This is a genomic window from Frankia sp. AgPm24, assembly GCF_023243055.1.
In the GTDB taxonomy this organism is placed as follows: Bacteria; Actinomycetota; Actinomycetes; order Frankiales; family Frankiaceae; genus Frankia; species Frankia umida.
Genome location: NZ_JALKFW010000009.1, coordinates 1 through 12,681, shown reverse-complemented (window position 1 = coordinate 12,681; position 12,681 = coordinate 1). Strand labels below are relative to the sequence as shown.

Annotated in this window: 7 protein-coding genes; all 7 read left to right on the top strand. The window is 67.4% G+C overall.

Annotation, left to right across the window (positions count from 1 at the left end):
• The first annotated feature begins 580 nt into the window (after positions 1 to 580).
• Positions 581 to 2,935 carry an ATP-binding protein gene (locus MXD61_RS04340; RefSeq protein WP_248811563.1) on the top strand — a complete coding sequence of 785 codons (2,355 nt, stop codon included), beginning with the start codon at positions 581 to 583 and terminating at the stop codon, positions 2,933 to 2,935.
• The gene (locus MXD61_RS04335; protein ID WP_248811562.1) at positions 2,932 to 4,596 is read left to right on the top strand and encodes a DEAD/DEAH box helicase family protein; all 1,665 of its coding nucleotides are present in this window, start codon (positions 2,932 to 2,934) and stop codon (positions 4,594 to 4,596) included. Before MXD61_RS04340 ends, MXD61_RS04335 begins: the two co-directional genes overlap by 4 nt.
• Complete coding sequence (locus MXD61_RS04330) at positions 4,593 to 5,189, top strand: hypothetical protein (protein WP_248811561.1); 597 nt, start codon at positions 4,593 to 4,595, stop codon at positions 5,187 to 5,189. Before MXD61_RS04335 ends, MXD61_RS04330 begins: the two co-directional genes overlap by 4 nt.
• Before the next feature lie 26 nt (positions 5,190 to 5,215).
• Positions 5,216 to 6,640: a sigma factor-like helix-turn-helix DNA-binding protein gene (locus tag MXD61_RS04325; RefSeq protein ID WP_248811560.1), complete on the top strand. Its 1,425-nt coding sequence runs from the start codon at positions 5,216 to 5,218 to the stop codon at positions 6,638 to 6,640.
• 22 nt (positions 6,641 to 6,662) lie between these two features.
• Positions 6,663 to 7,463 (top strand): response regulator transcription factor, encoded by an 801-nt coding sequence (locus MXD61_RS04320; RefSeq protein WP_308222675.1) that lies wholly within the window; start codon positions 6,663 to 6,665, stop codon positions 7,461 to 7,463.
• Between the two features lie 14 nt (positions 7,464 to 7,477).
• A complete protein-coding gene (locus tag MXD61_RS04315; protein WP_248811559.1) occupies positions 7,478 to 9,514 on the top strand; it encodes a cell wall metabolism sensor histidine kinase WalK in 2,037 nt (678 codons plus the stop codon).
• Between the two features lie 518 nt (positions 9,515 to 10,032).
• Positions 10,033 to 12,489 carry a glycosyltransferase family 39 protein gene (locus MXD61_RS04310; protein ID WP_248811558.1) on the top strand — a complete coding sequence of 819 codons (2,457 nt, stop codon included), beginning with the start codon at positions 10,033 to 10,035 and terminating at the stop codon, positions 12,487 to 12,489.
• The last annotated feature ends 192 nt before the right edge of the window (positions 12,490 to 12,681 follow it).

Here is a 12,681-nt window from a genome sequence, read left to right as displayed (position 1 = left end):
CGCTACGAAGCAACGGTCACCATCGCCGCGATCAACGAATGGCTACCCCGATGAACTTCCCAAACAGACCCTAGGGCCTCGACGGCCGCGTCAGCGCGCCCACGTCCAACGCTCTACACCCGCCCCCGCCCCACACGAACGGCGGCCGCTGTCGGCACGGGACCCCGATCGCGTCCCGTCGTCCTGCTTGCCATCGCCAAGCAGGACGTCCCTCGCGGCCGTACCGCGACCGATGACCTTGGCCGCGCGGAGATCGGGCCGCCGAGAGGCCAAGACATCCGTCAACGCGCCCGCGGAAAACCTTCATATGATCAACAAAAGAACTATAAAATCAACGCAAGACCTATAGATTCCCGCAATATTCACAAAACTGGACCATGTTCGACCGTCGCTGACCAGCGCCGCACCCCCGAACTCTCGCCCTAGGTAGCATTCGGCAACCTTCTTGTACGATCTCAACGACTAGCATCGTCTCGGCGGATGGCGACATTCGGCCCCTGAGTGTCGGACCAACACGTCGCACACATACACGCCGCAGGCGCTACGACGACCCTTGCCCCGCCGGGAGGCTTCCGCCAGAGTGAAGATCACACCCTCCGCCCGCGTGCTCAGCATGCTGGGTGAGATCGATTTCGACGAGTGGCAATGCGTGGCCGAACTCGTCGACAACTCCTTCGACGACTTCCTCGACGTTCTCCGCTCAAAGACGGAGTCGCCGAGCAAGTTCCTGGTCAGCGTGGCCCTGCCGTCGTCTCCGAACGGAACCCTGGAGGTCAGCGACACCGGGCAGGGCATGTCACCTGACCGGCTAGCGCGTGCGGTACGAGCCGGCTGGTCCGGTAACGACATACACGACAAGCTCGGCTTGTTCGGCATGGGCTTCAACATCTCAACCGCTCGCCTCGGTAGGCGCACCCGCGTCCTCACGACTCGCGCCGGCGACGCTCAGTGGATCGGCGTCGAGATCGACCTTGATCAGATTAAGGACGACTTCGAGGCGACGGACATCAGCGCGCCGAAGGACGACGCATCCGAGCATGGCACTAAGATCATCATTGATCGCCTCCATCGGACGCGCGCTGATTGGCTGCGCCGCAACGGCGCCTCACTGCGCAACACGCTGGGATCGGTGTACTCGTGGATAATCACCGAACACCCTTTCCAGCTTTATGTGGGCGGAGTTCGAGTCAAGCCGGTCCGCCATTGCCGCTGGGGCGATGATCGCCACGTTCTTTATAAAGGCAAAGAGAGAATTCCCGCCTACATCTCGATCGACGAAAAACTACAGGACGGAACCGCCTGCCGAGACTGCGGTGAATGGCAGATCGGCTCGGACGAAATATGCTCGATCTGCGGCAGCGGTAATCTGACCATGCGCGAGCGTCGGATTCATGGATGGCTAGGCGTCCAGCGCTACCTCGATAAGACCGAGTACGGGATCGACTTTCTGCGTAACGGCCGAAAGATCAGAAGGTGGGACAAACAGCTCTTCACTTGGAACAACCCTGATGGGGTCGCGGGAAACGAGGAACCCGAGTATCCGGTCGAGCTCGCCCACCAAGGTGGCCGCCTCATTGGCGAGATTCACCTTGATCACGTCCCTGTCACCTATCAGAAAGACGCCTTCGAATACAGTGACCGTAGCTGGCTCACGGCCGTAGAAATACTGCGCGGCGTCGCCCCACTCCAACCTCAGCGTGCCCAAAAACTCGGCCACCAAGAGAACGAGAGCCCGTTGGCTCTACTATACAAGGGCTTCCGTCGCAACGATGTCGGCCTACGTTGTCTCATCCCCGGCGACGGCAATAAGCCAATTCACGCGGAGACCCGCGACTGGGGCAAGAAATTCCGCGCGGGAGCGTCAGAGTTTCAGACCGACGAACGCTGGTGGCAGGCAATCTTGCAGCACGAGGAGATCAAGAAGCGCGGTAACGAGGACAGGACCGCAGCCAGTACGCCGACTCAGCCTGACGAGCGAGTCGTGCTAGAAGCTCTTGGCTTGCCAAGCGATTCCCCAGCGCCTGACGTGACGCGACTTCAAGCACCCACCGAGGAAGTCTCCGCTAAACCAGTCTCGACATTCAAGAACAAGACGGAAACACGTAGCGAGCGTCTGGCTAGGCATGAGAACGAGGCATCGCCGCACTCCTACCTCAGCCGACCATTCGGGCATCCCGACGTCGGTTACGTGAAGGTCAAAACCCTGCTGATCGATTCGCTGTCAGGACACTCAGAGCGTCTACTTGACAATAGTGGACTGCCCGTACCCGTCCTGCTCGATCAGCGGTCCGGCAACGAGTTCACTGCCTTCATCGACACCAAACACGCCGCTTTCCAGCGCTTCGACTCGGATTACGCCGACCTTCTCCTAGTCGAACTGGCCGCCATCCTGAAAGTCAGAGCGCATTCCGACTGGAGCCCTTCTCAGCTCGTCGCCGCGATCCGTGCCGAATCTCTGCGGGATGGCGCCCTCGACGGCTCCACCGTGGGTATGGAGGCCCGTGATCTTCTTTCAGAAATCCGGGAACGGGTGGCCCAGATCCTCGAGCGGACCGGCGACCATGCCATCGCCTTCGATCATCTTTCCGATGAGGAGAGGAGTTCGACCGAGAAGGCGATGATCGCCGCCGGACGCGTCGACCTCGTCAGTCGGCTCGGCCTGGACTGTGGATTCATCCATCATTGCCCCGCGCTGATCTTGGTCCGACTCACTGAAGCGATGCCAGCCTCGTTCATGGATGGCGCTATCTTCCGTGGCCCGTACACAGGAGTGTCGTCGCCGTCCGGGAAAGCACTGAGTCTGGCGAGGGTCACGAACTACCTCGCGGATATCGCGACTCTCGCCACCTTCGCCAGGGAGGCGACCACGCCACAATTGCGGCGCGCCCGCCTGAGCATCACTCTTTTGCGCGACGAACTCGCGAGCGAACTGTGAACGCCGCGTTCCTGACCGCCAGCGAACTTCGCGAGGGCGGCCCGGAGGGACTGACCAAGGCGCTCGAGCGAACCCTTTGGCACCTGGACTTCCAGGACGTCCGCGTGATCGATGGCGCCCACGATCACGGGGCCGACTTGCTCGCGGTCCGAGACCGCGAGCAGTGGGTATTCCAGAGTAAATGGAAAGCGCACAGATCGGCCGATCACGATGGCATCGACGATCTCGAGCGCGCCCGTACCCACTATCGCGCGGACAAAGCGGTTCTCGTCACCAACACGGACATCACCGCCTCAGCGAAAGAACGACGCGGTGCACTGGCGGGGGTTGGCGTCGAGATAATCCTGTGGCATGGCGCCACCTTGGAGGCTATCGGCCAACAGATGCCCGACCACATGCCCAGCCCTTACTCGCTGCGACCTTACCAACAGCGGGCCGTGGCCGCGATCGAGCGAGATCTAGGCACCGATGGAACGGCCCTGCTGATTCTGGCGACAGGGCTGGGTAAGACGGTCATCGGCGGAGAGGTGATCGGCGACCTCATCGCCACGCGTCCGGACGCGCGCGTTCTCGTTGTCGCCCACATGCGCGACCTGGTCGGCCAGTTGGAGAAGGCGCTGTGGCGACACCTCCCGAAGAGCGTTCATACTCGCCTCCTCACTGGAGAGAGTAGACCCCGATCGCTCGACGGTGTCGTCGTCGCGACGATTGAGTCGGCGCTGTCCGCCGTGCGTGCGGGCTACGCACCCGATCTCATCATGATCGACGAGACCCATCACGTGGCCGAGGCCGGCAGATTTGCGGAACTCCTCGATCTGTGTCCGACTGCGGGACGCTTCGGGGTCACCGCCACCCCGTGGCGTGGCGACAAATTCGATATCACGACGCGCTTCGGCGACCCCAGCTTCAAGATGGGGATCGCGGAGGGCATGGCGGCAGGCTACCTGGCCGCAGTCGACTACAAACTGTACGCGGATGGTGTCGACTGGGACACGGTCCGAGACATCAGCCGTCACGGCTACTCCATCAAGGACCTGAATCGACATTTGTTCCTCCCTCAGCGAGACGAGGAGATCGTCGAGCATCTGAGGGCGGCCTGGCGGGAGATCGCCGAGCCCCGGGTCATCGTGTTCTGTCAGTCCATCGAGCACGCCGAGCACATGGCCGACCTTCTCTCCGTATCGGATCCAGCCTGGGTCGACGCCTCCCATCTACACAGCGGCCTACCGAAGCGGCGTCGTGACGTCATACTCAACGAGTTTCGCCTTGGCCGCATATCTGTGATCACGTGCGTTGACGTGTTCAACGAAGGCGTCGACGTGCCTGACGTGAATCTGATCGCCTTCCTGCGAGTCACGCACAGTCGAAGGATTTTCGTACAGCAGCTCGGCCGAGGACTGCGATTAAGCCCCGGAAAGAAAGCACTGACAGTCCTCGATTTCGTGACTGATATCCGCCGAGCCGCAGCGGTGCTGAACCTACGCCGGACGCTGGAGGCCGAGGAAGCCGAGCATCTGCAACTTCCGTACGTCTCTCGCATCGAATTCCAGGATGAGACGGTCGGCTCCCTGATGGACATGTGGATCCGAGACGCCGCCGACCTCGAGACCGCGGCGGACGAGGTCCGTCTTCAATTCCCCCTACCGAAAGGAATCCAGTGACCAACTACAACATCCCGGCCGCCGTTGAGGAGGCCGTGGTCACCCGGATCTACGCCGAGGCCCACGAGGCTGGGTGGCCGCATCTCCAGGACGCGGACCGCACCAGCATGTACCAGAAGTGGACGGACGACCCGGAGATCGGCCTGCGTCTCCTCGACTTCGTGGGCCAAGCGGCGAACATCCGCCCATGGCTCAAGGACTGCCCCATGAAGGAGTACGAGCGGGCACGGCGAGGAAAGAGTAAGTACGCGCGCTACGTCGCCCAGCCGGCCGCGACGCTTGAGCAGATTGTCGAAGGTATCCTTGGCCGCGAATGGGAGGTAATCCCGGGATCCATGCAGGACAAGCCATGGCGGGCCAGAATTCGCAGAATCGAAACCGAGGAGGAACGCCATTTCGTAGCCGGCTCGGTGGCAAGCCTCAAGCATATGATGTGGCCTGCCATCATCGACCGATCAAATGGGGAAACCTGGCCCTGGACGATTTGCGTATTTGACCCGTTCCAATCCCCCGTCACGGTCGAAAAAAGGGCGGATAATGAGCGTCTAGCCAAATTTCTCGGCGTGGATATCGTTTATTTCAAGGAGGTTTAGGAATTTCAGTGAGAGAGAAGTGGTCGATGGACGAGTGGCCCGCTGAGACAGGGGGGGATGTCCTGGACGAACGTGAGCGGACCATTGTCACGGGCCGCGCCGCGGGCATGACACGAGACGAGGTCGGGGCGGCGCTTGGGTTGAGTCGCGAGCGTGTACGCCAGCTCCAGAACCAGGCACGGAGGCGTCTCGCGGAGCGAGCGGATGTCGTCCATGTCGGCTGGCGGGAGAAGGCCCGGGCCTGCGGCGCGGGCCTGGCCGCATCGCGGGATACCTTCACCGCGGAGCTGGGGCTCGTCGATCACGCGGCGGTGGATGAGCTCCTCGCCGCAGCGGGACTGGAACCGCCGCGAACGTGGGCAGGGGCCCTGTGGGGCTGGTGGAGCGTCGATCCAGGGGCGTTGGATGGCGCTCTGCGTCGTCTCGCCGACGCCGCTCCCTTCCGCGGCGACGAGATCGATCAGGTCGCCGTCGAAGTCGGCTTGCCCGTGGGCCTTCCGCTGGCCGAGCTGCTGGCCCACTCCGAGTCGCGGCTGGCCTTGAGCCCTGACGGGCATTGGGTCAGGCGTAAGGCTCGTGGACGCGACGCCGCGTACCTATGGCTTTTGGAGGCCGGGCGCCCATGCCAGCCCGAGGAACTGCTCGTCCCGATGGCCGCGACGACCGTCGCGGCGGTGCGGGAGGCACTACGCCGTGACGATCGGTTTCGGCGAATCCACCCCGAGGGCAGGTGGGCCCTGGCCGAATGGACCCACCTGCGCTTCTCCCCATACGCCACGGCGCTGGATGCGATGATCGCGGTCGTCACCGAGTCCGGGCCGCTGCCCCAGTCACAGCTCTTCTCCCGTGTGACGGAGCTGCACCCGGTAACCACATGGCGGCTCAGGCAGTGCCTAGTCAGCGACCAGCTGGGCGAGACCTCCAAAGGTCTCGTCGACCTGGTCTCCCGCGGCGCCCGTCCCGTCGAGAGACAGGAACCGGTCCGGCCGGATTCGATGGTCATCGAAGGCGATCTTCTGGGCATACGGCTTCCCGTCACTCAGGATGTCCTGCGCGGCGCCATCGTCGTCGTGCATCCCTGGCTGGCGTGGCGGCTCGGGCTCCGCCAGGCCCCCTCAAGTCGCACGTTCACCCGCTCTGGCGACCACCCGCCCCTCATCGTTCACCGGAGTACCAGCGGCGCCCAGCTCTCCGGCCTCCGCTGCCACGCGCTCGAGCTCGAGGTCGCGGAGGGCTGCGTGATCGCCGTCATTCTGCGTCTCGACGACGACACCGTGCGGGTAGCTCACGGCTGCCCGCCGGACAGCTGCCCGGCGCCGCGGGCGCGGTCCGCCGCACCCGCGGCGGAGAACGTCATCGTGGCGTCGGTGCCCGTCGCGGTCCCGTCCACTGCCGTCCACCGCGTGGGGCGCTCACAGGAAGTTCACAGCGAGGACTCAGCTGACGGCTAGGGATCTGGGAGAGGCTGTCCTCATGCAACCGGTGCGGGTACTCGTGGTGGACGACGAGACGACACTGGCGGAGCTGCTGTCGATGGCGCTGCGCTATGAGGGCTGGGAAGTGCGCAGCGCTGGGGACGGGCGGACCGCCCTGCGACTGGCACGCGAGTTCCGGCCCGACGCGGTCGTGCTCGACATCATGCTGCCGGACATGGACGGGCTGGAGGTGCTGCGGCGGCTACGGGCGGAGAGTCCGGACGTGCCCGTCCTGTTCCTCACCGCTCGCGATGCCGTCGAGGATCGGGTCGCGGGGCTGACCGCGGGTGGCGACGACTACGTCACGAAGCCGTTCAGCCTTGAGGAACTGGTCGCGCGGTTGCGGGGGCTGATGCGGCGGGCGGCGCGCAACACCGAGGCCGCGCAGGGTGCCCGGCTGGTCGTCGGCGACCTCACCATGGACGAGGAGAGCCGCGAGGTGGAGCGTGGAGGGGTGCCCGTCCACCTGACCGCCACCGAGTTCGAGCTGCTCCGCTTCTTCATGCGCAACCCACGTCGGGTACTGAGCAAGGCGCAGATCCTCGATCGGGTGTGGAACTACGACTTCGGCGGTCAGGCCAATGTGGTCGAACTGTACGTCTCCTACCTGCGTAAGAAGATCGACGCCGGACGTCCGCCGATGATCCACACGATGCGCGGTGCCGGCTACGTCCTGCGTCCGGCCGATCAGGCCCAGGGTGCGCCTGGTCCACCCGGGGCTGGCACCTCGGCGGTGTCGGCGGCGGCGGCGGTGTCGGCGTCGGCGTCGGCTGGTGGCGGCCTGGGCCGTCGGGGCTGACGGGGTTGATCTGCATGGCTGTCGCGGAGCTGCCCGGTGGCGCCTCGGGTCCGGTCCCCAGGCCGGGGCGACGTTCCGGTGCGCGCCGCGGCAGGGCTGCTCGCGGCGGCGAGCCGGGGCATGGGCGGAAGGTCTCACCGGCCCGCTGGTCCCTGCGTGCCCGGCTGATCGCCCTGCTCATGGTGCTGCTGGCGACCGCGTCCATGGCGATCGTGTTCGTCACGGCGGTGGCTCTGCGCGGTGTCCTGATCAACCAGCTTGACCATCAGCTCGTGGACACCAGCCGCCGGTGGGGCCGCGATGGCATCCCCGGTCTGCCCCCTGCCGGGGCCGGTCTGCTGCCCGGAAGCGGTTACGGCGGTGGCTACGGAAGCGGCTACGGCACGGGGTCCGGCAGCGGCACGGGCTCAGGTGACAGCTCGGACTCGGACAGAGGCACGGGCGGTGCGACGGGTTCGGGCAGCGGTACCACCACATCCGTGACCACGACGACCACGGCGGCGCAGAACGCGCTGGACGAGCTGGACGGCACGGCTCTGGTGAACGGGTTCTTCCGCGGGCCGGTGGATCCGGGCACGCTCGCGGCGGTGATCGACGGCAGCACCCTCTACGGGGCGACCTACGACTCGTCCACGAACGCCCTGCAGTCGGTCACTGACGGGGAGGCGGTAACGATCGCCGCGGTCCCCCGCGACGGAAACGCGTACACCCGCACCATCGGTGGCGATGAGTACCGCATCATCAGCACCACGCGGGCGAACGGTACGACCGTGGTCACCGCCCTGCCGATGGCGCAGGTCAACGCCACGTTGACCAAGATGACGGTGATCGGTGGGGTGGTCGCCCTGGTCGGGGTCGCGGCCACCGCGATCGCCGGGACGATCATCATCCGGGTGACGCTGCGGCCGTTGCGCCGGGTGGCGGCCACCGCGTCCCGGGTGGCGGAGCTGCCGCTGGAACGCGGCGAGGTCGCGCTGTCCGTGCGGGTGGCCGAGGTCGACACCGACCCGCGCACCGAGGTCGGGCAGGTCGGCGCGGCGCTCAACCAGATGCTCGGTCATATCGGTAACGCGCTCGCCGTCCGGCATGCCAGCGAGACGCGGATGCGGCAGTTCCTCGCCGATGTGAGCCACGAACTGCGCACCCCGCTGGCCGCGATCAGCGGCTACGCGGAGCTCACCCGACGCACCCGCGAACCGGTCCCGCCGGACGTCACCTACGCGATGAGCCGGGTCGAATCGGAAAGCGCCCGGATGACCTCCCTGGTCTCGGACCTGCTGTTGCTCGCCCGGATCGACTCGGGCCGGCCGTTGGAGCACGAGTCGGTCGACCTTTCCGACCTCGTCGTCCACGCGGTCAGTGACGCCCATGTCGCCGCGCCCGACCACCGGTTCAGCCTGGACCTGCCCGAGGAGCCCGTCTCCGTCACCGGCGACGCCGCGCGCCTGCACCAGGTCCTCGCGAACCTGCTGGCCAACGCCCGCACCCACACCCCGCCCGGCACCCTGGTGACCGCGAGCCTGTCCGCCACGGCCACCGACGCCATCATCGCCGTCGTCGACAACGGCCCCGGCATCGCTGCCGAACTCCTCCCCCAGATCTTCGAACGCTTCGCCCGCGGCGACAGCTCCCGTTCCCGCGCCGCCGGCAGCACCGGCCTCGGTCTCGCGATCGTCGCCGCCGTCATCGAGGCCCATCACGGCCGTGTCGAGGCCAGCAGTGTCCCCGGCCGCACCGCCTTCGTCGTCCGCCTCCCCCGCGCGTCCTCGGATGCCTCCCTTCCCATCTCGGACGGCTCCCTTCCCATCTCGGACGGCTCCCTTCCCATCTCGGACGGCTCCGCCCTCGGCGAGGCGTTCGGCGTTCCCGCTGACGGCGCCATGGGCGCTCCCGGCAACGGTGCGGTCGGGGCTCCTGGCGGCGGTGCCGTCGGGGATCCCATGCGCGGCGCCGTCGGCCGTGCCCGGGGGGATCACCTGCCCATTGACGCCCCCACCGGTGGTTTCCTCGCCGCCCCGGCGCTCGGGCACACACCGTCGCCCCGCCCATAACCGCCGCGGACACCGCGCGCCGCCGCCCGATCCCTGGTCGCCCGGCCGAATCTCACCGTGCCCCGCGACCGCACACCGCTCCCTGACCACGCCCGCGTTCCCTGACCACGCCCGCGCTCCCTGACCACCCCAGCGTTCCCTGGCCACGCCAGCCCCTCATCCACGAACAGACCCCGACAGCCCGCCCACTCTCCGCAACCGGAACACCCCCCACCCTCACCCACGGCAACCAGCTCGGGCCGTCATCACAGCCTGCTGGCAGCCCCAAGGCAAGATCCGCCCACGCGGGTCGCCGTGGGGGGCAAAACGGACACGAATACCCCCACGACGACCCGTGTGCACCCTGCATACCCGTGACCCCCGGCAGATCCGTCACACCAGGTAACCGCGACCGGAGACAGGTGTCGGGACCGGGACCACCCGGGGGTCGGGGCCGGGGCTACCCGGGGGCAGGGCTCACAGGTTGGTCACAGGTGGAGCACAAGGAGCCGAAAGGTCCGCGGCGCAGGGTGATTCCCATGTCGTCGACTCTCACCGACCCGATCCCCGAAGCGCGGGATCGGCGTGCCCACGGGCACCGTCGCAGGTTGCCGTGGACCAGGACAGGCCCGGCCGGAACACCCGACCATGACGCATCTGACGCATCCGACGGATCCGACGCGCCGACCGAGGTCGGAGCCGGCTCCGGTGAGGCGGGGCAGCCCGACGTCGGGGCGGTACCGGAGAACGCACCCGATCCGCGCTGGGTGCGACCCGCGCTGGCGGTGCTGCTGATCGGCACGGCGGTGCTGTACCTGTGGGATCTCGGCGCGTCCGGCTGGGCGAACGCCTTCTACTCGGCGGCGGTGCAGGCCGGGTCGGTGAGCTGGAAGGCGTTCTTCTACGGGTCCTCGGATGCCGGGAACTCCATCACCGTCGACAAGCCGCCGGCGTCCCTGTGGATCATGGCGCTCTCGGTGCGGATCTTCGGGCTGAACTCGTGGAGCATTCTTGTTCCCGAGGCGCTGATGGGTGTGGCGTCCGTCGGGCTGCTCTACAGGTCGGTGCGCCGGTACGCGGGTCCGGTGGCCGGGCTCATCTCCGGGCTGGTGCTGGCGCTCACACCGATCGCCGCGGTGATGTTCAAGTTCAACAATCCGGACGCGCTGCTCGTGCTGCTGCTGATCGGCGGTGCGTACGCGACGCTTCGGGCCGTCGAACAGGCCAGTACGAAGTGGATGGTGCTGGCCGGTGTGCTGGTCAGCTTCGCCTTCCTGACGAAGCTGTTGCAGGCGCTGGTCGTGGTGCCGGTGTTCGCGCTGGTCTATCTGGCGTTCGCGCCGACCGGGTTCTGGCGGCGGGTCCGGCAGACCCTGGCCGGTGGGCTCGGGCTGCTGATTCCGTCCGGACTGTTCATCGCGATCGTCGAGCTGGTTCCGGCGTCGTCCCGGCCGTACATCGGTGGCTCCCAGAAGAACAGTCTGTGGGAACTCACCCTGGGCTACAACGGGCTGGGACGCCTCACCGGTAACGAGACCGGCAGCGTCGGTGGTGGTGGTGGTGGTGGTGCTCGCCGGGCCGCCGGGACGGCCGCGGGGGGCGCGTTGCAGAACGGGGCGGCCGGCGCCGCACCGGGCACGGGTACCGGTACCGGCGGCGCGTTCACCTTCCCCGGTGGTGGGGGCGGTCCCGGTGGCGGTGGCGGGCCTGGCGGTGGCGGGATGTGGGGTCAGACCGGCTGGCTGCGGATGTTCGGCGACGAGGTCGGTGGCCAGATCTCCTGGCTGCTGCCGGCCTCGCTGATCCTGCTGGGCGCGGGCCTGTGGATCACCCGGCGGGCGCCGCGGACGGACCGGCTGCGCGCCGCGCTCGTCCTGTGGGGCGGCTGGCTGCTGGTCACCGGCATCATCTTCAGCCAGATGCAGGGCATCTTCCATCCGTACTACACCGTCGCGCTCGCGCCGGCGATCGGCGCCGTGGTCGGCATGGGGGCGGTGCTGATCTGGCGCCAGCGCCACCATCCTGCCGCCGCGGTCGCCGGTGCCGCCGCGATCGGTGTGACCACCTGGTGGACGTTCCACCTGCTCGACCGCACCCCCGACTGGAATCCGTGGATTCGCTACACGGTGCTGGTCACCGGCGTCATCGCCGCGCTCGGTCTCCTCGCCTGCGTCCGGTTGCCGCGCCGGGCCGCGCTCGGCGTCGCCATCCTGACGCTGGTCACCGGTCTGCTCGGCCCCGGCGCGTACACGATCGCCACCGCCGGCGCCCCGCACACCGGTTCGATCCCCTCGGCCGGTCCGGCCGGCGCCGGTTTCGGCGGCGGTCCCGGCGGGATGGGTCGTCGTAACGGCAACGGCAACGGCCAGTTCGGACGGTTCGGCCAGCGCGGCGCCGGAGCTCAGGGCTTCCCCGGCGCCCCAGGTGCCGCTGGAGGCCCCGGCGGCGTGGGCGCGCTTCCCGGCCAGAACGGCGCCACCGCGCCGGGCCAGGGCGGCACGGGCACCGGCGGCACGGCTGGTCAGGGTGCTACTGGCGGTACGGCGACGGGTCCGGGCGCCGCTGGCGGTCGGGGTGGCATGGGCGGTCTGCTGGACGCGGCCAAGCCGAGCCAGGAGATCGTCAACCTGTTCAAGCAGAACGCTGACCAGTACACCTGGGTCGCCGCGGCGGTCGGTTCGAACAGCGCCGCCGGCTATCAGCTGGCCACGCAAAAGCCGGTGATGCCGATCGGTGGCTTCAACGGCAGCGACCCGTCGCCCACCCTCGCCGAGTTCCAGAAGTACGTCAGCGACAAGAGGATCCATTACTTCATCGGCGGCGGCGGCTTCGGCCAGTCCATGGGCGGCAGCAGCGCCTCCAGCAGCATCGCGAGCTGGATCGAGGCGAACTTCACCGCCAGGACGGTCGGCGGGGTCACCCTCTACGACCTCACCGCCCCGAAGACGGCCGCGTCCACCTCGGCCACCGGTGCGACCACCGCCCAGACCACCTGACCCACCGACCCGACCCACCGACCCGACCACTGATCGGACCGCCTCCTGGCGGTCCCCCGCTCCGGGCCGGGGCGGGCCCCCCCCCGTCGCGCCGCGCCAGCGCCGCCCCGGGGCCCCGGCCGGAATCCGCTCGCCGCCGATCTCGACGTCGCGGGTGGCCAGGCGCTTGGTGAGTTGCAGTGGCGGGTCGTA